This window comes from Pseudomonas sp. FW305-20 (genome assembly GCF_058788075.1).
Genome location: NZ_JBYTAJ010000001.1, coordinates 216,960 through 239,428, shown reverse-complemented (window position 1 = coordinate 239,428; position 22,469 = coordinate 216,960). Strand labels below are relative to the sequence as shown.

Sequence of the window (22,469 nt, the reverse complement as noted above, 5' to 3'; positions counted from 1 at the left end):
TGATTTCCTTTGGGTTGTGATGCGGGTGTGAGCGCTGGCCGGTATCACGGCAGTGCCTTGGTCAAAAATGAATGACGGTGCGGATGCTTTGCCCTGCATGCATCAATTCGAAAGCCTTGTTGATGTCTGAAAGGCCAAGGTTGTGAGTGATGAAGGTTTCCAGTGGAATTTCGCCGGTGCTCGCTTTCTCGACGTAGCTGGGAAGCTCCGTGCGGCCCTTGACTCCACCAAACGCGCTGCCACGCCAGACGCGCCCGGTTACCAGTTGGAAAGGGCGGGTACTGATTTCCTGGCCCGCACCGGCAACACCGATAATGATCGATTCACCCCAGCCCTTGTGGCAGCACTCCAGAGCAGCTCGCATCAATTTGACGTTGCCGACACATTCAAACGAATAGTCCACGCCACCGTCGGTGAGCTCGACAATCACGTCCTGGATGGGCTTGTCATAGTCCATGGGGTTTATGAAATCGGTGGCGCCGAGCGATAGGGCGACGTCCCGCTTGGCCGGGTTGATATCAATGGCGATGACTCGCCCGGCGTTGGCCATTTTCGCGCCGATGATGGCCGCCAGCCCGATCCCGCCGAGCCCGAATATCGCAACGCTTGCCCCGGCCTCGACCTTGGCAGTGTTGAGTACGGCACCTATGCCTGTGGTCACGCCACAGCCCAGCAGGCACACCTGCTCTAGAGGCGCATCCTTGGGGATTTTGGCCAGGGAGATCTCTGGCAATACCGTGTACTCGGAGAAGGTCGAGCAGCCCATGTAATGGAACACCGGCTGGCCCTCAAAGGAGAAGCGCGATGTTCCGTCAGGCATCAAGCCCTTGCTCTGTGTCGCTCTGACTGCCTGGCACAGGTTGGTCTTGCCCGACAGACAGAATTTGCATTGCCGGCACTCGGCCGTGTACAGCGGAATCACATGGTCGCCGACCGACAATGACGTCACGCCTTCGCCGATCGACTCGACAATCCCGCCACCCTCATGACCCAATACGGCAGGAAAGATCCCCTCGGGATCGTCGCCCGACAGAGTAAAAGCATCCGTGTGGCAGACACCGGTTGCCACGATTCGCACCCGTACTTCGCCAGCCTTGGGCGGTGCGACATCAATGTCCACCAGCTGCAACGGCTGTCCTGGGCCAAAAGCGACTGCCGCCTTCGATTTAATGGTCACTGCTGACATGGTTCCCCCTCTTGTTTTTGGCGAGCCTCCGTTCCAACAAGAATGAAGGCTCGAATTCAGATTTCTTTCACCAGGCGCAAAGCGTCGTAGATGGCCGCGTGGGTGTTGCGAGCAGACACGGCGTCGCCGATCCGGAACAGCTGGAAACGTCCTTCGGGATTGGTGACGATGTTCTGTGCCGTGCCGGCTATCAGGTCATGCTGCTCTACCGCGCCGCCATTGGTGGAGAGAGGACGCAGGTCGAAGTACAAGTCGTCCAGAGGAAGAGTGCCGTGGTTGACGACCACCTGATCGACCACGCGCTGCTTGTGGACCTGCCCGTAATCGCTGCCAAAGGTTGCAACGAGCCCGTCATCACGTTTTTCCACTGTGTCGACCCGATAGGTGACGGTGAAGGTGACGTCCAGGTCCTGCAGGCTGCGCATGTAGGGCACCAGGTTCATGGCCATGACTTCAGGTGCAAACGAGCGGTCAGGGGTCACGATTTCTACTTTCGCGCCGCTATTGGCGATGACTTCGGCTGCCTGTAGAGCAGCATGATCCCCGGCATCGTCGAAGATCAGTACGTTGCGACCGGGCTTGATGTCACCGGAAATGATGTCCCAGGTTGAAACCACGAGTTCGTTGCCTTTGCGGAGCACCTCGGTATCCGGTAGACCGCCGGTCGCAACGATGACCACGTCAGGCTCGAAGGCTTGCACGGTGTCGGCTTCGGCCCAGGTGTTGAAATGAAACTTCACCCCCAGTCGTTCGCATTGCGCCATGCGCCAATCAATGATGCTGATCATCTCGCGACGACGCTCGCTCAATGCCGTCAGACGAATCTGCCCGCCAGGTTGGTCAGCCGCCTCAAGTACCGTTACATCATGGCCGCGCTCACCGGCGACCCGCGCCGCTTCCAGCCCGGCAGGGCCCGTACCGACCACCAGCACCTTGCGCTTGACCGCGGCTTTGGGAATGTCATGAGGCATGGTGGTTTCCCGCCCCGTCGCTGCGTTGTGGATGCAGTAGGCCGCGCCACCCTGATAGATGCGATCCAGACAATAGTTGGCGCCGACGCACGGGCGAATATCTTCTTCGCGCTTCTCGATGATTTTGCGCACGATGTGCGGATCGGTCATGTGCGCGCGGGTCATGCCCACCATGTCCACTTTGCCCGAGGCGATCGCGTAGCGCGCCGTGGCAACATCGGGAATCTTCGCCGCGTGGAAGGTCGGGAAGCCTGTTGCCGAACGGATCTCTCCAGCGAAGTCGAGGTGGGGTGAGTTGCGCATACCCTGAATCGGGATGACATCGGTCAAGCCAGCGTCCGTATCGATGTGGCCGCGTACCACGTTCAGGAAGTCGACCAGTCCGCTGTCCTTGAGCATGTGGGATATCTGCATGCCCTCGCTGGCATTGAAGCCACCGGGCAGTTCTTCATCTCCGGTGTAGCGAACCCCGAGCAGAAAGTCTTCGCCGACCCGTTGGCGGATGCCACGCAGGATGTCGAAGGTAAAGCGCATGCGGTTTTCCAGCGAGCCGCCATAAGGGCCGTCGAGGTCATTGGTCAACGGCGACCAGAACTGGTCCATCAAATGCCCGTAAGCCTGAAGCTCCAGACCATCGAGACCTGCCGCCTTCATGCGTTCCGCGGCGTCTACATAGTCCTTGATGATCCGCTCAATGTCCCATTCCTCCATTTTCTTCGGGAAGGAGCGGTGTGAAGCCTCGCGACGGTGTGACGGCGACACCACCGGCAACCAGTCGGCCTTGTCCCAGCGGGTGCGGCGGCCCAGGTGAGTCAACTGGATCATCACTGCCGCGCCATGTTCGTGGCATTCATCGGTCAGGTCCTTCAACCATCCGACCACTTCATCCTTGTAGGCGAGCACATTGTTGAATACCGGCGGGCTGTCTCGGGAGACGGCTGCGGAACCGGCAGTCATGGTCAGGGCGACACCGGCCTTTGCGCGCTCCACGTGGTAGGCGCGATAGAGATCCTTGGGCATGCCATCCACAGGGTAGGCCGGTTCATGGGAGGTGGTCATGATCCGGTTTCTGAGGGTCAGATTCTTGATTTTATAGGGTTGCAGCAAGGGATCGCTGGACATCGTGGTGCGCTCCAAAGTGGGCTTCATCAGGCTTGGTGACTAGAAATTAGGATAAATGTACACCTGTGTCAATGGTTGGTGACACATGTGTACATTTTGCTTGCGCAACAAAAAATCCAGGATTAACATCCGTCAAAACAAGGACTGAACTGGCTCATCCACGCCTTTCATCCATTGCATCGATTGATGAGTGCCCGAGGGAATTATGAAAGTGCTCGTAGCGGTAAAACGCGCCATCGACCCGAACGTGAAAGTTCGTGTTAAAGGCGATGGTTCAGGCGTCGACCTGAATGGCGTAAAAATGGCCTTGAACCCTTTCTGCGAAATCGCAGTGGAAGAAGCTATTCGCCTTAAGGAAAAAGGCGTGGTTTGCGAGGTGGTGGTCGTTTCAGTTGGCACTTCTGCTGCGCAAGAACAATTACGTACGGCATTAGCGCTTGGCGCAGATCGAGCACTCCTGGTGGAAACGAACGCGATGCTCGAGCCGCTCAACGTGGCCAAATACCTAAGCAAAGTGATCGATAACGAAAAGCCTCAATTGATCCTTTTTGGTAAACAGGCTATCGACCAGGAGAACAACCAGACCGGGCAGATGGTTGCGCAATTAATAGGTAGTGGTCAGGCCACCTTTGCCTCAGCCATCAGCTATGCCGATGGCCGATGGGTTGTTGAGCGTGAAGTCGATGGTGGCAGCCAGGTTGTGGCCCTTACGGCACCCGCAGTTGTTACCTGTGATCTGCGCCTTAATGAACCGCGCTACGCCTCGTTACCGAACATCATGAAGGCCAAGAAAAAACCGCTCGAGGTGATTGCCGCTGATGGCTTGGGCGCGAGCGTGAGGGAGCACACCCGGCTGCTCAAGGTGACGCCACCTCCAGTGCGAAAAGCAGGTATCAACGTCAGTTCGGTATCTGAACTGGTGGAAAAACTGAGAAACGTGGCGGGGTTAGTTTGATGCGCACATTGGTTATAGCCGAGCACACAGGTAGTCAACTCACGGCAGGCACGTTGAGTGCAATTACTGCTGCTATCGATCTGGGCTTCGAAACGGATTTGCTTGTGATGGGAGGGGCGGAGGCATCAGACGTTGCGGAACAGGCCGCGCTTACCAAGGGCCTGCATCGAGTGCTGCTCGCGCAGGATGAGATGTTCGAGAAGACGCTGGCCGAAAATGTCCAGCCACTGATCACTTCGCTAGTGGGCGACACTTATACCCATGTAATGGCCGATGCGAGCAGCATGGGTCGCAATGTGTTGCCACGGGTAGCGGCCAGCCTGGATGTCGGAATGCTTTCGGACGTCATCAAAATTGTGTCGGCAGACACTTTCGAGCGACCCATTTATGCGGGTAATGCGATCGCCACCGTTCAGTCCATCGATTCAGTCAAGTTGTTGACCCTCCGTGCCTCGGCTTTTGCCCAAGCCTCGTCCCATCAGGATCGCTGCGAAGTCACGGCCGTAAATGGGGGGCGCAGTGCAAGCACTGTCAGCTTTGTAAGCGAACAGCTGACGGTGAGCGAAAGGCCTGACCTGTCGAGCGCTCGTGTCGTCGTTTCCGGTGGTCGCGGGATGCAGAGCAAAGCGAATTTTGCATTGATCGAACGTGTTGCAGACAAGCTCGGTGGCGCCGTAGGCGCATCACGCGCTGCAGTGGACGCAGGTTTTGCCCCCAACGACTTGCAAGTCGGGCAGACGGGGAAAATAGTGGCACCGGATCTCTACATCGCCGCAGGTATCAGTGGCGCCATTCAACACCTGGCGGGTATGAGTGGATCAAAGGTAATCGTCGCGATCAACCAGGACGCTGAGGCGCCGATCGCCCAAGTTGCAGATTACATGTTGGTTGCGGATTTGTTTGAGGCATTACCGGCGCTCGAACAGGCATTGTGAGTGAGTTGATAATGATTCCATGGCAGAACAAGGTGCGAAACTTTATATTTGAAAGTTTAATATTAGCTTCGCATTTTTATGAGGGAAGTTGATGCTTCTGCTGTCCTGCCAATAACTATTAATACAGCACGCGGAGATGCACATGATTACGTTATCCAGTAAAACTTGTACCGGCTGGCTTGCAGGTTTGGTTATGATCTCCAGCAGCCTGATAGCTCAAGCCGAGGAGCCCGCGCCTATCCGTATTGGTTGGGTGAATTGGTCGGATACGGAGATCGCTGTAAAGCTGGCAGACACAGCGTTGCGAGATCACCTGAAGCAACCGGTTAAATTGGTTCTGGCCGATATTGGTATTCAGTTCCAGGCGCTGGCTAACGGTAATATCGACCTGATTCCTATGGTTTGGCTGCCAAGCACTCACAAGTCCTTTTATGACAAATACCGCGACAAGCTCGAAGACTTAGGGGTGCTTTATGAGGGGCGGATTGGCATGGCGGTACCCACTTCTATTCCTGTCAGTGAAATCGCCAGTGTCGAAGACCTTAACAAGCCAGAGGTAAGGGAAAAACTCGGCGGCAAGATTTTGACTTCCGAAGTGGGTAATGGTCAGTACAAACTTACGGAAAAGGCCATTAAAGAATATCGTCTTGATGGTTATAAGATGGTCGCTTCTTCAGAGTCTGGAATGTTGAGCGAGTTGGACCGTAATCTGAAACGTGACAAGTGGTCTTTGATTAACGCATGGAGCCCGCACTGGATGTTCTCCAAGTGGTCACTGCGATATTTGGATGATCCGAAGCAGATTTTCGGAGGCTCTGAGCAAATCCACGCGGTCGCACGCAAAGGTTTTAGCGCAGAACACCCCGATGTTGCTCGATTCTTCGCCAACTTCAAAATCCCTAAAGCTGACCTTGAGAAAATGATGGCTACTGCGCGTGATAGCTCGGCAGATAAGGTAGTTGCAGAATACTACTCAGCCAACAAGCCCCGCTTTTCAGCAATGTTTGACGGCACGACTGCTGCAACAACAGCGGGCCAGTGACGACGGCCACTGTTTTGTCACTATTTTGCAGTTCGATGCCCTTTGCAGTGAGTGAAGGGTGTTGAGTGTTTATCTTTGGATCGGATTTTTATAAATGCCGGACACAGGCCATTGTATTGCCTTGCGGCGTTATATGATGAGTGGTTCTTGAAAATTAGTTTGAGAAAAATAAACGAGCAGTAGCATGCGGGCATGCTGTTGAATTATGTGGCTCAGTGAGATCAAAGAGGGCGTCGCCGTGCTTTCTAAATCTTCTGCCTAATTGACATTCTTGAAAGGAGAACATACATGACAGAGTTATTTGATATTCGTCTGGCTAGCAAACAAACAGCTTTCACTGAAATTCCAGTCATAGATATATCGTCGCTCATAAACGGCGAAAATCCACAGGAGGTGGCAAGCCAAATAGGTGATGCATGCGAAAAGGTGGGTTTTTTTTATATAAAAAATCACGGTATTGACCAGCAGTTAATAGATGAGATGTATGCGCTTACCAAAAGCTTTTTCAAGCTTCCTTTTGATGAGAAGAACAAGCTTAATGTCGTAAATTCCGGGCCCACGCTACGTGGTTATATACCGATGTACGCGGAAAACGTCGATCCTGCTAATACCCGCGATTTCAAAGAATGTTTTGATTGCGGAGCTCATTACGATGAGGTCTCTCCATTTTTTGGTCCTAATCAAATGCCGTCGGCACTGCCGCAATTTGAGAAGGTTGCCGAAGATTACCATTCCTCTGTATTGGCACTCGCGCGAATGCTTATTGGTGGGATCGCGCTGAGCTTGGGTCTACCACAAAATTACTTTGAACACCTTCAGCGTAAGCCCATCACGATTCAGCGGATTTTGCGTTACCCGCCCCAGATCGGAAGAGTTTCCCAAGAGGAGATTGGTATTGGGGCGCACACGGACTATGGTTTCTTGACGGTCCTATCCCAAGATGCAGTTGGCGGTTTGCAAGTCAGGAACCGTGCAGGGGAGTGGGTTACTGCCCCTCCAGTTGAAGGCACTTTTATCGTCAATATTGGTGATCTGGTTCAAACCCTCACCAACGATCGCTACACCTCGACAATGCATCGCGTCATAAATACCAGCGGTCTAGAGCGCTATTCAATACCTTTCTTTATTGATTTGGATTTCGATGCGGTTGTTGAACCTGTGCCAACCTGCGTGAGTGAGGCTCTACCCGCGAAGTATGAAGCGTACACGTGTGGCCAACACAAATTTAAGCGTTTCGTTGATAGCTATGCGCATTTGAAAGGCGAATAGGGGGTTTTCAATGTGCATCCTATACATGGCCAATCCCGCCGATGCGCAGAAATGGCGAGATTGCCTGTCAACGCTCGCCCCTCAACTAGAGTTCCGCCAATGGCCTGATATCGGTAACCCGGCAGAGGTGCACTACATCCTGGCTTGGGAGCCTCTTCCCAGCCTTGTGGAGCAGTTTGGTAATCTTCGGCTCCTCTATGCTGCGGGGGCTGGAGTTGATCAGTTCGATTTGGCCCGTTTGCCTGCTCACGTGTCGCTCATACGGCTGGTAGATAGCTCGATGGCGGACATCATGGCTGAGTATGTTCTGTTTGGTGTTCTTGCCTTGCATCGAGACATCCTCGCTTACCAAGAGGATCAGCGCAGGGGTCGCTGGCAACCTCGACCAATCGTGCACGCTTCACAGCGGCGTGTTGGTGTCATGGGGGTTGGTAATCTCGGACGCGCCGCGCTTGATCGCCTTCAGCCATTGGACTTTCAACTCAGCGGCTGGAGTCGTTCTTCGAAGGAGGTGCCAGGTGGTCACTGTTACGTCGGCCTGGACGAATTAGAGGAATTTTTAGGGCAGTGCGACATCGTTGTGAACATGTTGCCGCTGACTCCCGAAACAGACGGAATACTCAATGCAGCAAGGCTTGATTGTCTCCCTTATGGCGCTGGACTGATTAACGTGGGACGTGGCGCCCACGTTGTAGACGCGGATCTGCTCTCTGCGTTGGATGAAGGCCGTCTGGGAGGTGCCGTACTGGATGTTTTGGTACAAGAGCCTCCCGCCCAAGACAACCCACTCTGGAAACACCCTCGAGTGCTCCTGACTCCTCATGTTGCAAGTGATTTGCAGATTGAAGGTGGTGTGGCGGTGATTGTTGAGAATCTCCAAAGAGAGTGTGAGGGACTGCCACTCTTGAATGTGGTTGATCGGTCTAAAGGCTATTAGATATGCCGATGATGTGAACGTTTACGTGCGCAGCCAGAGGGTCGGGCAGCGGGTGATGGCTTTGCTGAAGCGTCTGTATGAAAAGCTGCACTTGAGGGTCAACGAGAGCAAGAGTGCGGTGGCGAGTGCATTGGGTCGCAAGTTTCTGGGCTACGAACTGTGGTTCTCCCGAAACGAGGTCAAGTGTGTAGCGTCTTACAAGGCAAAAAAGCGGTTCAAACGGTAAGTTGGGCGCAAGTGAGTCGGTTGCTCGCAGGGGAACGGCCTATGAAGGCCACCCCTATGCCGATTTACGCGTAGTTTGTTGGGCTGTGTCGAAAAGAGATCACAACCTCTGTTTTCGTTCCGGCGCTTCCTGCGGACGCTGATTCAAACCCCGTTCTTCACGGCTGCAGATACAGGTAAGAGACCATTCGAAAAATTAGCCGCTGGTCGAAAAGCCATACTTCATCCAGGGTGTGGGTTGAGGTGTGGGCTCGACGATTTTTCCAAAAGCCAGAAACGACAAAGCCCTGAATAATCAGGGCTCTATCGATACAAATATGGCGGAGGCGATGGGATTCGAACTCATGGACCTGTTACAGTCGACGGTTTTCAAGACCGTTGCCTTAAACCACTCGGCCACACCTCCGTTTGCGTTGCGGGCGCCATAATACCTGAATGAAACACACTGTCAAACTCTCCGCATAGCTTGTTACAGAGCGTCTGTTATGATCTTTGCGACTGAACGTTTCAAACCAACAGGAGTGTCGCCATGCGCGAACAGGATTACGCAGTTAATAACAGCGTGCAGGCTGAGCAGCTAGAGGTTAGCCGCGTCCTGCGCAACACTTACGGCTTACTCGCTCTCACCCTCGCATTCAGCGGCGTGATGGCGTATGTCGCTCAGCAGATGCGCGTCGGCTACCCGAACATTTTCGTGGTGCTGATCGGTTTCTACGGCCTTTTCTTCCTCACCAACAAACTCCGTGATTCGGCTTGGGGCCTGGTGTCGGCATTTGCCCTGACCGGTTTCATGGGTTTCCTGCTCGGCCCGATCCTCAACCGTTACCTGGGTATGCAGGGCGGCGCCGAGGTGGTCAGTTCCGCGTTTGCGATGACTGCGCTGGTGTTCGGCGGTCTGTCGGCCTATGTGCTGATCTCCCGCAAGGACATGAGTTTCCTCAGTGGCTTCATCACTGCGGGTTTCTTCGTGTTGCTGGGTGCGGTGGTTGCCAGCTTCTTCTTCCAGATCAGTGGTCTGCAACTGGCGATCAGCGCAGGTTTCGTGCTGTTCTCCTCGGTCTGCATTCTGTTCCAGACCAGCGCCATCATTCACGGCGGTGAGCGCAACTACATCATGGCGACCATCAGCCTGTATGTATCGATCTACAACCTGTTCGTCAGCTTGTTGCAGCTGTTCGGCATCATGAGTCGCGATGATTAATCGTCAGCCTTGAGGAAAAAACCCGCTTCGGCGGGTTTTTTCTTGCCTGCGATTTGAGTGAGAACTCACGCCATCGGTGGCAAGCGGCGCTTGACCGGGGTTTTCTTGACGATTGCAGTGTTGGTTTCGGCGTGGGTGTTGAGGCGGTCGAGCAGGGTGTCCAGTTGTTCCATCGAACGCACATGCAGGCGAGCGATAAAACAGTCGTCGCCGGTGACTTTATCGCACTCGGTAAATTCGGGAATGGCCTGGATCTGCCGTTCCACTTCCTGCAACTGGCCTGGCAGCGGGCGAATACGGACGATGGCCTGGAGTTGATAGCCAAAGCATTTGGGGTCGATCTCGACGGTGTAACCCTTGAGCACGCCACGCTCTTCGAGACGACGCAAACGCTCGGCGACGCTGGGCGAAGACAGGCCGCTGATTTGCGCCAGAGCCTTGAGCGAGCGGCGTGAGTCTTCCATCAATGCCGTGATCAGCACTTGGTCGATATCGTCGGTCATGACGACCCCCAATTAGGCAATTAATTAAAACCGCCTTGATAAAAAAGGCAGATTTCGAGTTTAGCCTGCTTTTTGCGCTGGAGAAGCCCCTCGTCGGATTGGCATACTTTGGGCTCAAACACAGGAGTCTGATGATGGACAAAACCATACGTCACGGGTCATTTGAAATGACCGCCGCCATGCTGATTTCCGGGACCATCGGCTGGTTCGTGCTGGTGTCCGGGCAACCGGTGCTGGACGTAGTGTTCTGGCGTTGCGTGTTCGGCGCCGGCACGTTGTTGCTGATCTGCGCGGCATTCGGCTTCCTCCGTCCCGGCATTCTTACCCGCACCACGTTCTTGCTGGCTGTGCTCAGCGGCGTGGCGATTGTCGGCAACTGGGTGCTGTTGTTTGCTTCTTACTCCCGCGCCTCGATTGCCATCGGCACCGCGGTTTACAACGTTCAGCCGTTCATGTTGGTGGGGTTGGCCGCGTTGTTCCTCAACGAGAAAATCACTCTGCAGAAACTGTTCTGGCTGGGTATTTCGTTTCTCGGGATGCTGGCGATTGTCAGCGCACATGGCGGGCAGGGCGAGAGCGGTAATGATTACCTGATGGGCATCGCTCTGGCGTTGGGGGCGGCATTTCTTTACGCGATTGCCGCGTTGATCATCAAGCGCCTGACTGGCACACCGCCGCATCTGATCGCGCTGATTCAGGTCACCACCGGCGTGCTGTTACTCGCGCCGTTCGCGCACTTTTCGGCACTGCCGCAAGCGCCGAGTGCCTGGGCCAGTCTGGTAACCCTGGGCATTGTCCATACCGGCGTGATGTATGTGCTGCTCTATGGCGCGATCCAAAAACTGCCGACGGCACTGACCGGTGCGTTGTCCTTCATCTACCCGATTGCGGCGATTTTCGTTGACTGGTTTGCCTTTGGCCATCGCCTGGAACCGCTGCAATGGATCGGCGTAGCCGCGATTCTGTTGGCCGCTGCCGGCATGCAACAGGGTTGGACCCTGAAATTTCGTCGGACGGTAACAACGCAGTAAGCCGTAAAGAAACGTCAGATGTTCCAGCGCGGTGCCGTCTTGGCCAAGCGCTGGCGCATCTCGCCGATGTTGGCGGCTAGCTGTCGGACCAATAACTGATATCCGTCCAGCGGGTTGTAAACCGTTGCGGTCAGGCTTGAATCCGACGGCAGTTCGACGGGCCGGTTCAACCGCTGGGAGGCACCGGATTTCAGCGCCCTGGCCATACCGATCAGTTGCACCCGAATCAGCCGATGCTCGGCTTTCAACGCCAATTGAAGACGGGCCATCGCATCGGGGGCACGGGCGTCAGGTCGGGTGTTGCCGAGGATTTCCAGAGTGCTGACACACATGCGCAAGTGGCGCTGAATGGCATCGAGTTCGGTCATGGAAATCCGCACTTCCTTGGACACCGACGGCATCAACGAGCGCAGTTGCACCATCACTGTGTTCAGGCGGCCCACCAGTTTATGGTGTTCGTCATCGGTAACCGATTGGCCATTGATGATGCGGCCGTAGATCGTCGCGCAGTCGCGCAAGGCATCGGCCAGGTTGTAGCGCCAGGAATAAACCGCGTAGAGCGGCAAGGCGAAAGAAAACGCCAGGGCCAGGGCGATGCCGATCAGGATGTCCACCCCACGCCACAGCCCGTCGGTGATCGGGTTGTCGCCATGCCCCGCGACAATAAACACGGTAATCGCCGAGAGCAGCGCGGTGTAACCGCCCTTGCCGATGGCATGGTAGGAGAAGAATCCGCAGACCACGGCCATCGCGAAATAGGTCAGCCACGGCATCCCGAGCCACGCCTGTTGCGCCACCAGCAGCAAGCCGACGCCAGCTCCGATCAAGGTGCCGATGGCGCGTTCGGCGGCTTTTTTGCCGATATTGCCGTGATGCTGCAGGCCGCCGATCACCACCAGCATCGTCACCGACGCCCACTCACCGTGGGGCAGGTTGATGCCGGTGGTCAGCAGGATCGTTGCCAGCAACCCCAGCGACACACGCACCGCGTGGATCACCCGGGCGTGGCGATAGCGCCGATACGGGTCGAGTAACGGACGCAGCAGTCGGCGCAACAGAGGTGGCAGTCGATGGGCTCTGAATGTGCTCAGGCTCGGTTTCCTCAGAAAATGTAATCGGTGGTCAGGAAGCTCGAACTGCGTCCGCTGATGATCTCGCTGATGAGTTCTTTGTTGGTTTCCTGGAACTTGGTCGCCACAAGCGTGCGAATCGAAAATACCCGCAACGCATCATGCACCGATAGCGTGCCTTCGGCGGAGTTCTTGCGACCGTTGAACGGGAAAGTGTCCGGGCCGCGCTGGCACTGGGCGTTGAGGTTGATCCGGCCGACCTGGTTGGCAAAGGTATCGACCAGCCGGCCGACCGCCACCGGGTTGGTGCCGAAGATACTCAGCTGCTGGCCGAAGTCTGATTCCAGAACGTAATCGATCACCGTGTCCAGATGTCGGTAAGGCACGATTGGCACGACCGGGCCGAACTGTTCTTCCTGATAGACGCGCATCTGCGGCGTCACCGGGTACAGCACGGCGGGGTAGAAGAACGAAGCGCGGGCCTCACCGCCATTGGGGTTGACCACGGCGGCGCCTTTGCTCACGGCATCCGCCACCAGCGAGTGCAGATAATCGACCTTGCTCGCTTCCGGCAACGGCGTCAGCGCCACACCGTTGTCCCACGGCATGCCGGGTTTGAGGTTGGCGAGTCTGGCGTTGAATTTGTCGATGAACGCTTCGACCACGTCTTCATGGACGAAGAGGATTTTCAACGCGGTGCAGCGCTGGCCATTGAAAGACAAGGAGCCGGTGAGCGCTTCGCTGACCGCGTTGTCCAGATCGACTTCGGGCAGCACGATGCCGGGGTTTTTCGCGTCCAGGCCCAATGCCGCACGCAAGCGGTGCGGTTTTGGATGGAGTTTTTTCAGGTCACTGGCGGCTTTGTTGGTGCCGATAAACGCGAAGATGTCGATTTTGCCGCTGGCCATCAGCGCGCTGACGGTCTCGCGGCCGCTGCCGTAGATCACGTTGATCACCCCGGCCGGGAAGCTGTCGCGGAACGCTTCCAGCAGCGGACGAATCAGCAGTACACCGAGCTTGGCCGGTTTGAACACCACGGTGTTGCCCATGATCAGCGCCGGAATCAGCGTGGTAAAGGTTTCGTTCAACGGGTAGTTGTAAGGTCCCATGCACAACGCCACGCCCAGCGGTACGCGGCGGATCTGGCCGAGGGTGTCCTGTTCCAGTTCGAAACGGCTGGAGCGGCGGTCGAGCTCCTTGAGCGCATTGATGGTGTCGACGATGTAATCGCAGGTGCGGTCGAACTCTTTCTCCGAGTCCTTGAGGTTTTTGCCGATTTCCCACATCAGCAACTTGACCACGGCTTCGCGCTGTTCACGCATGCGTGCGAGGAAGGCTTCGACGTGCTGGATGCGTTCGGCTACGCGCATCGTCGGCCACAGACCCTGGCCCCGGTCATAGGCGCGGACGGCGGCGTCGAGCGCGGTCAATGCGGTGTCGGCATCGAGCAGCGGCGTGCTGCCGAGGATTACTTGTTCGTCGCCATTTTCGCCGGTCAGGTACACCGGGCTGCGGACTTGGGCGAGGGGCCCGGACCAGGTTTTCAGCTCACCGTCGACCAGGTATTCACGCTGCTCGGTCTGGCCGTCGAGGCGGTATTTTTCCGGGATGTCGCTGGCGTCGGGAAACAGGTTGCCAAGGATGTGTGCTGTGGTCATGTCGCTACCCCGTCTGGATTGGGTGATGCAATTGATGAATCGTTTTAGCAGACCTCGGACTCGCTTGTCATGACTCATCTTAGGATTCTTTTAGCTCGACGTTGCGGATCGTCGTAGCGGCTACAGGGTTACGGGGCTGCGACCTTTTGCCCTGAAAACACACAAGTTACGATCCTGCGGTTAAACTTCGCGCTCTTTCTGAAGGAGTTCATATGAGTTACTACCAGCCGGGCATTCTCGCCACCCCAGTTCCGCCTCAAGCTCGTCATATGTTCTTCGCACTCGAATCCGCCGCTGCCTTGCCGGCCGCGCTGGAGAATCTCAAGGGACTGGTGGACGGGAAGTCGGCCGTGGTCGGGTTCGGTGAGTCCCTGGTCAAGGCCCTCAAGGGGCAAATCGACGGCCTGCGCACCTTTCCAGCGTTGACCGGTGTCGGCGTCGACAACCCGTCCACCCAGCACGCGCTCTGGTGCTGGCTGCATGGTGTCGACCGTGGCGAATTGCTCAACCGTAGCAACGCCATCGAAGCCGCGCTGGCCCCGGCCCTGCGCCTGGTGCAGATGAACGAAACCTTCCGCCACCTTACTGGCCATGATCTGACCGGTTACGAAGACGGCACCGAAAACCCTCACGACGAAGCCGCCGTCGCCGCCGCGCTGGTGAGTAACGGCGCTGACGGAACGGTCGGCGGCAGTTTCGCCGCGATCCAGCAATGGCAGCACGACCTGAAGGGTTTCCACGCGATGCCGTCCGATGAGAAGGACAACATCATGGGCCGTCGTTTGAGCGACAACGAAGAAATCGACGACGCGCCGATCTCCGCTCACGTCAAACGTACCGCCCAGGAAAGCTTCGCCCCCGAGGCCTTCGTGGTGCGCCGTTCCATGCCGTGGATCGAAGGCGATCGCGCCGGCCTGATGTTCCTGGCCTTCGGTTTCTCCCTCGACGCCTTCGAAGCCCAACTGCGCCGCATGAGCGGTCTGGAAGACGGCATCACCGACGGCTTGTATCGCATCAGCCGGCCGATCACCGGCGGCTACTACTGGTGCCCGCCGCTCAAGGACGGGCATCTGGACCTGCGCGCACTGCGCGTCGGCTAAACATCTGGGAGTGAGTATGAACGTGGTGCGCTGGGGCATGATCGGGTGTGGCAGCGTCGCTGAACGCAAGAGCGGACCGGCCTTCTACAAGGCGCCCGGCTCGGCGCTGGTGGCGGTGATGGGCCGGCGTCTGGACGCGGTGTCGGATTACGCCGCGCGTCACGGCATCGCTCGGGTCTACACCGATGTCGACGCGCTGATCAATGATCCCGAGGTCGACGCGGTGTACATCGCAACGCCACCTGACAGCCATGACGCTTACGCCTTGAGAGTGGCCGCCGCCGGCAAACATTGCTGCGTCGAGAAACCCATGTCGTTGAATGCCGGGCAAAGCCGCGAGATGCAAAAGGCCTTTGCCGATGCCGGGCTGCACCTGTTTGTTTCCTACTATCGGCGTTCACTTCCCCGCTTCCAGCAAGTGCGGCAATGGCTGGAGGAAGGGCGGATCGGCGAGGTCCGGCATTTGACCTGGACCCTGACCAAAGCGCCATCCCCGACCGATCTTGGCGGTACCGATAACTGGCGCACCGACCCGGCTATTGCGGGTGGTGGTTATTTCGCCGACCTGGCCAGTCATGGCTTCGATCTGTTCCAGTACCTGCTTGGCGACATCGTCGAAGTCGCCGGGTTTACCGCGCACCAGGCCGGTTTGTATACCGCCGAGGATGCCGTCAGCGCCAGTTGGCGATTTGCTTCCGGCGCTCTGGGTATGGGCTGCTGGAATTTCGTCGCAGACCGCCGCGAAGATCGGGTCGAGCTGATTGGCAGCACAGGCCGGATCAGCTTTTCCGTATTCGATGAGCATCCGGTTCAGCTTGAAGCCGATGAAAGCCTCAGCCTGCACATCGAGAACCATGAGCACATTCAGTGGCATCACGTGCTGGGCATGAACGCGCATATTCGGGGAGAAGCGCGGCATCCGGCGCTGGCCGAACAAGCACTGAAAACCGATTGGGTGATGGACCAGATCCTCAAGCGCGGATAACGCTCACTGAATGCCTCACCGATGTAGCAGTTGCCGAGCAGCGTGAGGCTGCGGTTCGGCGCATCTGAAAGTCGAAATCCCTTGCTCCGTTGAAACTCAATCCAAATGGAGAGCGAAGAGGCCGGCATAGCTTGCATCTGCATTGACTGAACGGTCGCCATCGCGAGCAGGCTCGCTCCCACAGGTTTCGTGGCGTAGGCAGGATTTGCGGCTGGCTTCGATCCATTGTGGGAGTGAGCCTGCTCGCGATGAGGCCGGCATAGCTTGCATCTGCATTGACTGAACGGTCGCCATCGCGAGCAGGCTCGCTCCCACAGGTTTCGTGGTGTAGGCAGGATTTGCGGCTGGCTTCGATCCATTGTGGGAGTGAGCCTGCTCGCGATGAGGCCGGCCCTGAGTAGTACGGAGCCTCATTCACCCTGTCGGCCTCCGCCGACACTGTAATTTGTGTTTACCTCGGGTTGTGTGGTCGACCAGCCAGCTGACTGGCGGTCCTTGCCAGGAAAAAACCAAAAGAGTACAAATGTACTCCATGACGACTTTAACTCCCCGCCGTACCGCCATCCTGACCTTTATCCGCGATCGAATCGCCGAGCAGGGCCAGTCCCCGAGCCTCGCTGAAATCAGCGAGGCGTTCGGTTTCGCCTCCCGTAGCGTGGCGCGCAAGCATGTGCTGGCGCTGACCGAGGCCGGTTTTATCGAGGTCAATGCGCATCAGGCCCGGGGCATTCGTTTGCTCGGGCAACCGGCGCGGCCCGAGTTGCTGGACATTCCGGTACTCGGTCGGGTGGCGGCGGGTGCGCCGATCGGTGCCGATGCCGAGGTTCACAGCCGCTTGCTGCTCGACCCGTCGATCTTCTCGCGGGTGCCGGATTACATGCTGCGGGTCCAGGGTGACTCGATGATCGAGGACGGCATTCTCGACGGTGACCTGGTGGGCGTGCACCGCAATCCCGAGGCGGTCAACGGCCAGATCGTCGTCGCGCGACTCGACGGCGAAGTCACCATCAAACGTTTCGAGCGGGTCGGCGAGGTTGTCCGATTGCTGCCACGCAATCCGGCCTACAAGCCGATCATCGTCGAAGCCAGTCAGGACCTGGCCATCGAAGGGGTGTTCTGCGGCCTGGTGAGGCAAGGGTGATGGGCGCCGTCGTTGCGCTGGATACGCTGTTCAATGGCGGCCAGGTCTGGAAGGGCCGGCCTGCGCCACCGGCCGTCAGCCCGCAACCCACCGGGCATGCTGCGCTGGATGCGGCGTTGCCCACCGGTGGCTGGCCGGAAGCGGCGCTGACCGAAATCCTTTTGGCCGGGCAGGGTGTTGGCGAGTTGCAACTGGTGTGGCCGGCGCTGGCGCGGTTGTCCGCCGCGGGCGAGCGCATCGTGCTGGTGGCGCCGCCTTACGTGCCATATCCCCAGGCCTGGCAGAACGCCGGGGTCGATCTGCGTCAGTTGTCGATCATCCAGGCTTGCGAGCGCGATGCCTTGTGGGCAGCGGAGCAATGCCTGCGTTCAGGCAGTTGCGGCGCAGTGCTGTGCTGGCCGCACAAGGCCGATGACCGGGCGTTGCGGCGCTTGCAGGTGGCGGCGGAAACCGGCTCGACCCTGGCGTTTGCCTACCGCTCGATCAATGAGGCGATCAACCCTTCGCCCGCGGCACTGCGCATCGCCATCGATGCCAGGCCTGCACAATTGCGCGTGCTCAAGTGTCGGGGCGGGTTGGCGCGTTCGGCGCCGATTGCCTTCCCCGTGGGACATTGAGGTTGCCATGCGCTGGGTGTGCATTCTCTTCCCGCAATTGGCGCTGGACGCGGTACTGCGTCAGCGTTCCGATCCCGATGAACCGCTGGCGCTGCTGACCGGCCCGGCCCAACGTCGGGTGTTGCAAGCGGTCAACGCTTCGGCCCGGGCGCTGGGCTTGCGTCCGGGCCAGTCGATGACCGCCGCCCAGGCCTTGAGCAAAGGCTTTGTCACGGCTGAATACGACGCTGCCGAGATCGAACACTGGCAGCAGTTTCTGGCCGCCTGGGCTTATCGATTCAGTTCACAAGTCAGCGTGCATTACCCGCGTGCGGTGGTGTTTGAAATCGAGTCCAGCCTGGGATTGTTCGGCGCCTGGCCGCAATTCGAGGCGCGGTTACGCGCCGAACTCGGCGAGTTGGGGTTTCGCCATCGGATTGTTGCCGCGCCCAACCCGGTGGCGGCACGGGTACTGGCCAATGCTTATGACGGTCTGGTGGTGCCCGACGATCAAGCCTTGCAGCATCATCTAGGGCAGTTGCCCATCGACCGGATCGGGCTGGAAACCAGCGTGGCCACCGCGTTGTCGCGCATGGGGCTGCGCACCTTGAGCCAGGTTCAGGCGTTGCCTCGCCATAGTCTGGCCCGGCGTTTCGAGGCCCGGGTGCTCAAGCATCTGGACGCCTTGCTCGGGTTACGGCGGCTGGCGCTGGCGTTCTACCTGCCGCCGGACCGGTTCGATGTGCGCATCGAGCTCAACTTCGACGTGCAGTCCCATCAGGCGCTGCTGTTTCCGTTACGCCGGCTGACCGGCGACCTGTCGGCGTTTCTTTGCGGTCGGGACAGCGGCGTGCAGCGTTTTGACCTGCACCTGGAACACGCCGGGTTGCCGGACACCGTCATCAAGGTCGGCCTGCTCAGCGCCGAACGTGATCCGGCGATGCTCTTCGAACTGGCCCGGGGCCGGTTGGAGCACGTTCAGGTCGAGGCCCCGGTGCGCGGTTTTCGCCTGCGCGCCGAAGACTTGCCGGCCTTCGTTCCCCAGTATCAGGAGCTGTTCGACGACCGCCCGCAGCAGTCCTTGCCCTGGGAGCAACTGCGCGAACGCTTGCGCGCTCGGTTGGGGGATGACGCGGTGCAGGGCTTGCGGTTCCAGGCCGATCACCGGCCGGAATGCGCGTGGCAGGCCAGTGTCGACAGTCAGCGCTGTGCAGGGCTGCCCGGCGTGCAACGTCCGGGTTGGCTGCTGACCGAACCACTGGCGGTGCACGAAGGTTCGGCGCGCATCCTGATGGGGCCGGAGCGCATCGAGTCCGGTTGGTGGGACGGCGCCGATGTGCGCCGTGATTACTTCCTGATCGAAACCCGTTCCGGCCAGCAGGGCTGGGCCTACCGTGCGGTCGGTGAGGACGGTCCGTTGTGGCTGCAAGGCTGGTTCGCATGAGCATCGACTATGCCGAGCTGCACTGCCTGTCGAACTTCAGTTTTCAGCGCGGTGCTTCCAGTGCCCTCGAACTCTTTCAGCGGGCGAAAAAGCAGGGCTATCAGGCCTTGGCGATCACCGATGAATGCACCCTGGCCGGTATCGTCCGCGCCTGGCAAGCGGCCAAAGCCGTGGAGCTGCCGCTGATCATCGGCAGCGAAGTGCGCATCGAGAACGGTCCGAAACTGGTGTTGCTGGTGGAAAACCTCGAGGGTTATCAAGCGCTGTGCCGATTGATTACCCGAGCCCGACGCCGCACGCAGAAAGGCCAGTATCAAGTGCTGCGCGAGGACTTCAGCGAACCCTTGCCGGGCCTGTTGGCATTGTGGGTGCCGGACGCGGTCGATGACTTCGAACAGGGCCGCTGGCTGAAACAGACCTTCGCCAATTGCCTGTGGCTGGCCGTCCAGCTGCATCGCGGCCAGAACGATACCCGACGGCTGAACGAGCTGTTGATGCTGGCAAGGGAGCTGCGAATCCCGGCAGTGGCCAGCGGTGATGTGCACATGCACGCTCGTGGACGGCGCGCCTTGCAGGACACCATGACTGCGATCCGTCATCACGTGCCGGTGGCGGAGGCCGGGTTGCGTCTTCATCCCAATGGCGAGCGGCATGTGCGCAGTCTTGAGGCTCTGCAATCGATCTACCCGCAAACCCTGCTCGACGAAACGCTGAACATCGCCCGGCGCTGCACTTTCGATCTCGGTCAGTTGCGTTATCAATATCCTCGGGAATTGGTCCCGGAAGGCCAGACAGCCACGTCCTGGCTGCGTCATTTGACCGAAGAAGGTATCGCGTGGCGCTGGCCAAAAGGACCGCAGGCCAAGGTGCTGACGCAGATCGACAAGGAACTGGAGCTGATCGCCGAGCTGGGCTACGAAAGCTATTTCCTGACGGTTCACGACATTGTGCGATTCGCCCGTGAGCAAAAAATCCTGTGTCAGGGCCGTGGTTCGGCGGCCAACTCGGCGGTGTGCTTTGCCTTGGGCATCACGGAAATCGATCCGGATCGCACCACGCTGTTGTTCGAGCGCTTTCTCTCCAAAGAGCGCAACGAACCGCCGGACATCGACGTCGATTTCGAACACGAACGCCGCGAAGAAGTCTTGCAGTACGTGTTCCAGCGTTATGGCCGCAGCCGTGCGGCGCTGACGGCGGTGGTCAGCACGTATCACGCGGCCGGCGCGGTGCGTGATGTGGCCAAGGCCCTGGGTTTGCCGCCGGATCAGATCAACGCCCTGGCCGATTGCTGTGGCCACTGGAGTGATGAAACACCGCCCGTGGAGCGCCTGCTTGAAGGCGGGTTCGATCCCGAGAGTCCGGTGCTGCGCCGGGTGCTGAGCCTGACGGGGCAGTTGATCGGGTTCCCCCGACACCTGTCCCAGCACCCCGGCGGTTTCGTGATTTCCGAGCAGCCTCTGGACAGCCTGGTCCCGGTGGAAAACGCCGCCATGGCCGAGCGCACCATCATCCAGTGGGACAAGGACGACCTTGATGCCGTCGGGCTGCTCAAGGTGGATATCCTGGCGCTGGGCATGCTCAGTGCGATCCGCCGCTGTTTCGATCTGTTGCGCCGTCATCGTCATCGGGACCTCAGTCTGGCGACGATCCCGGCCGAAGACTCGCCGACCTACGACATGATCGGCCGTGCCGACACCATTGGCGTATTCCAGATCGAGTCCCGGGCGCAGATGTCGATGCTGCCGAGGCTCAAGCCACGGACCTTCTATGACCTGGTGATCGAGGTGGCAATTGTCCGTCCGGGGCCGATTCAGGGCGGGATGGTGCATCCGTACCTGCGCCGCCGAAACAAGGAAGAACCGGAGGTCTATCCGTCTCCGGCACTGGAAGTGGTGCTCAAGCGCACGCTGGGCGTGCCGCTGTTCCAGGAACAGGTGATGCAGATTGCGATCGTCGCCGCCGACTACAGCCCCGGCGAGGCCGATCAGCTGCGCCGCTCCATGGCGGCCTGGAAACGCCACGGCGGGCTGGAACCGCACAAGGATCGCCTGGCCGCCGGGATGAAGAAAAACGGCTACACGGCCGAGTTTGCCGCGCAGATCTTCGAGCAGATCAAAGGCTTCGGCAGTTATGGTTTTCCTGAGTCCCACGCCGCCAGTTTCGCCTTGCTGACCTACGCCAGTTGCTGGTTGAAATGCCATGAGCCGGCGGCCTTCGCCTGTGCGCTGATCAACAGCTGGCCCATGGGTTTCTACAGCCCGGACCAGATTCTGCAGGACGCGCGCCGGCATCATTTGCAGATTCGCCCGGTGGACGTGCGCGCCAGCGATTGGGATTGCAGCCTTGAGCCGATCACTGGGGCTCAACCGGCGATTCGCATGGGATTGCGGATGATCAAGGGCTTTCGCGAGGACGATGCCCGGCGCATCGAAGCCGCACGGTCGAAGGGGGCGTTTATCGACATTGCCGACCTCGGCGAACGGGCGCGACTCGACGCCCGCGCCCAGGAACAACTGGCCGATGCGGGTGCGCTGCGTGGCCTGGCGGGTGACCGTCATCGGGCGCGCTGGGAAGTGGCGGGTGTGCAGAAACAGCTTGGCTTGTTCGCCGGTCTGCCGAGTCAGGAGGAGGGCGCGGTGTCGTTGCCCAAACCCACTGTCGGCGAGGACCTGCTGGCCGATTACAACAGTGTCGGCACCACGCTCGGCCCGCATCCGCTGGCTCTATTGCGGGGTGAATTGAAAGCCCGGCGCTGCCGCAGTTCGAAGGAACTGCTGGAGGTCGAGCATGGACGACCGGTCAGTGTCGCCGGGCTGGTGACCGGCCGACAACGCCCGGGCACCGCCAGTGGCGTGACCTTTGTCACCCTTGAAGATGAGTTCGGCAACGTCAACGTCATCGTCTGGCGCGACCTGGCCGACCGGCAGCGCCAGGTGTTGGTCGGCTCGCAATTGCTCAAGGTCGACGGGCGTTGGGAAAAGGAAGGCGAGGTGCGGCATTTGATTGCCGGGCGGTTGAGCGACCTGAGCCCATTGCTCGACGGCATCAGCGTACGCAGCCGGGATTTCCGCTGAACCCAACTTGATCGTTCCCACGCT

The 22,469-nt window shown here is 58.6% G+C and carries 18 protein-coding genes, 1 tRNA gene and 1 pseudogene; 14 read left to right on the top strand and 6 right to left on the bottom strand.

Annotated features, from left to right (window positions below; translation table 11 throughout):
* Positions 1-61: 61 nt before the first annotated feature.
* Together AC3WP4_RS01120 and AC3WP4_RS01115 are read right to left on the bottom strand one after the other, a co-directional pair.
* Complete coding sequence (locus AC3WP4_RS01120; RefSeq protein WP_102614270.1) at positions 62-1,186, bottom strand: S-(hydroxymethyl)glutathione dehydrogenase/class III alcohol dehydrogenase; 1,125 nt, start codon at positions 1,184-1,186, stop codon at positions 62-64.
* A gap of 56 nt (positions 1,187-1,242) precedes the next feature.
* A complete protein-coding gene (locus tag AC3WP4_RS01115) occupies positions 1,243-3,279 on the bottom strand; it encodes an NADH:flavin oxidoreductase (protein ID WP_102614271.1) in 2,037 nt (678 codons plus the stop codon).
* 205 nt (positions 3,280-3,484) lie between these two features.
* Here AC3WP4_RS01115 and AC3WP4_RS01110 point away from each other — a divergent pair, with 205 nt between their 5' ends.
* The 6 genes and pseudogenes from AC3WP4_RS01110 to AC3WP4_RS01085 all read left to right on the top strand — a co-directional run.
* The gene (locus AC3WP4_RS01110) at positions 3,485-4,234 is read left to right on the top strand and encodes an electron transfer flavoprotein subunit beta/FixA family protein (protein ID WP_102614272.1); all 750 of its coding nucleotides are present in this window, start codon (positions 3,485-3,487) and stop codon (positions 4,232-4,234) included.
* A complete protein-coding gene (locus tag AC3WP4_RS01105) occupies positions 4,234-5,169 on the top strand; it encodes an electron transfer flavoprotein subunit alpha/FixB family protein (RefSeq protein ID WP_102614273.1) in 936 nt (311 codons plus the stop codon). The genes AC3WP4_RS01110 and AC3WP4_RS01105 overlap by 1 nt, the downstream gene beginning before the upstream one ends.
* Before the next feature lie 142 nt (positions 5,170-5,311).
* Positions 5,312-6,211 carry a glycine betaine ABC transporter substrate-binding protein gene (locus tag AC3WP4_RS01100; RefSeq protein ID WP_102614274.1) on the top strand — a complete coding sequence of 300 codons (900 nt, stop codon included), beginning with the start codon at positions 5,312-5,314 and terminating at the stop codon, positions 6,209-6,211.
* 288 nt (positions 6,212-6,499) lie between these two features.
* Complete coding sequence (locus AC3WP4_RS01095; protein WP_102614275.1) at positions 6,500-7,480, top strand: isopenicillin N synthase family dioxygenase; 981 nt, start codon at positions 6,500-6,502, stop codon at positions 7,478-7,480.
* Positions 7,481-7,505: 25 nt separating this feature from the next.
* Positions 7,506-8,417 carry a 2-hydroxyacid dehydrogenase gene (locus AC3WP4_RS01090; RefSeq protein ID WP_256581127.1) on the top strand — a complete coding sequence of 304 codons (912 nt, stop codon included), beginning with the start codon at positions 7,506-7,508 and terminating at the stop codon, positions 8,415-8,417.
* Positions 8,413-8,640 (top strand): annotated as a pseudogene (locus AC3WP4_RS01085) (reverse transcriptase domain-containing protein); the annotation flags it as partial. The gene AC3WP4_RS01090 and the pseudogene AC3WP4_RS01085, both read left to right, overlap by 5 nt.
* Before the next feature lie 320 nt (positions 8,641-8,960).
* Here the strand turns inward: AC3WP4_RS01085 and AC3WP4_RS01080 are convergent.
* Positions 8,961-9,048 (bottom strand) — tRNA-Ser (locus tag AC3WP4_RS01080).
* A 123-nt stretch (positions 9,049-9,171) separates the two neighbouring features.
* Between AC3WP4_RS01080 and AC3WP4_RS01075 the strand changes: the two genes are divergently transcribed.
* Positions 9,172-9,843 (top strand): Bax inhibitor-1/YccA family protein, encoded by a 672-nt coding sequence (locus AC3WP4_RS01075; RefSeq protein WP_045057637.1) that lies wholly within the window; start codon positions 9,172-9,174, stop codon positions 9,841-9,843.
* 65 nt (positions 9,844-9,908) lie between these two features.
* Here the strand turns inward: AC3WP4_RS01075 and AC3WP4_RS01070 are convergent, their stop codons facing one another.
* Positions 9,909-10,346 (bottom strand): Lrp/AsnC family transcriptional regulator, encoded by a 438-nt coding sequence (locus tag AC3WP4_RS01070; RefSeq protein ID WP_008155029.1) that lies wholly within the window; start codon positions 10,344-10,346, stop codon positions 9,909-9,911.
* A gap of 134 nt (positions 10,347-10,480) precedes the next feature.
* Here AC3WP4_RS01070 and AC3WP4_RS01065 point away from each other — a divergent pair, with 134 nt between their 5' ends.
* The gene (locus AC3WP4_RS01065) at positions 10,481-11,377 is read left to right on the top strand and encodes a DMT family transporter (protein WP_076030739.1); all 897 of its coding nucleotides are present in this window, start codon (positions 10,481-10,483) and stop codon (positions 11,375-11,377) included.
* Positions 11,378-11,391: 14 nt separating this feature from the next.
* On the opposite strand, the gene AC3WP4_RS01060 is transcribed toward AC3WP4_RS01065, so the two are convergent.
* Positions 11,392-12,435, bottom strand: coding sequence for an FUSC family protein (locus tag AC3WP4_RS01060; RefSeq protein ID WP_102614278.1), 1,044 nt, complete (start codon positions 12,433-12,435; stop codon positions 11,392-11,394).
* Positions 12,436-12,479: 44 nt separating this feature from the next.
* On the bottom strand, positions 12,480-14,105 hold the full coding sequence (locus AC3WP4_RS01055) for an NADP-dependent glyceraldehyde-3-phosphate dehydrogenase (RefSeq protein WP_076030740.1): 1,626 nt from the start codon (positions 14,103-14,105) through the stop codon (positions 12,480-12,482).
* Positions 14,106-14,317: 212 nt separating this feature from the next.
* On the opposite strand from AC3WP4_RS01055, the gene AC3WP4_RS01050 reads away from it, so the two are divergent.
* The 6 genes from AC3WP4_RS01050 (at position 14,318) to AC3WP4_RS01025 (ending at position 22,445) form a co-directional block, all read left to right on the top strand.
* Positions 14,318-15,205 carry a Dyp-type peroxidase gene (locus AC3WP4_RS01050; RefSeq protein WP_076030741.1) on the top strand — a complete coding sequence of 296 codons (888 nt, stop codon included), beginning with the start codon at positions 14,318-14,320 and terminating at the stop codon, positions 15,203-15,205.
* Between the two features lie 16 nt (positions 15,206-15,221).
* The gene (locus AC3WP4_RS01045; protein ID WP_102614279.1) at positions 15,222-16,190 is read left to right on the top strand and encodes a Gfo/Idh/MocA family protein; all 969 of its coding nucleotides are present in this window, start codon (positions 15,222-15,224) and stop codon (positions 16,188-16,190) included.
* A 523-nt stretch (positions 16,191-16,713) separates the two neighbouring features.
* Positions 16,714-17,331 carry a transcriptional repressor LexA gene (lexA, locus tag AC3WP4_RS01040; protein ID WP_074877639.1) on the top strand — a complete coding sequence of 206 codons (618 nt, stop codon included), beginning with the start codon at positions 16,714-16,716 and terminating at the stop codon, positions 17,329-17,331.
* The gene (imuA, locus tag AC3WP4_RS01035; protein ID WP_102614280.1) at positions 17,331-17,948 is read left to right on the top strand and encodes a translesion DNA synthesis-associated protein ImuA; all 618 of its coding nucleotides are present in this window, start codon (positions 17,331-17,333) and stop codon (positions 17,946-17,948) included. Before lexA ends, imuA begins: the two co-directional genes overlap by 1 nt.
* 7 nt (positions 17,949-17,955) lie before the next feature.
* The gene (locus AC3WP4_RS01030) at positions 17,956-19,371 is read left to right on the top strand and encodes a Y-family DNA polymerase (RefSeq protein ID WP_074877633.1); all 1,416 of its coding nucleotides are present in this window, start codon (positions 17,956-17,958) and stop codon (positions 19,369-19,371) included.
* Positions 19,347-22,445, top strand: a complete 3,099-nt coding sequence (locus tag AC3WP4_RS01025; RefSeq protein ID WP_173860434.1) for an error-prone DNA polymerase — start codon at positions 19,347-19,349, stop codon at positions 22,443-22,445. Before AC3WP4_RS01030 ends, AC3WP4_RS01025 begins: the two co-directional genes overlap by 25 nt.
* The last annotated feature ends 24 nt before the right edge of the window (positions 22,446-22,469 follow it).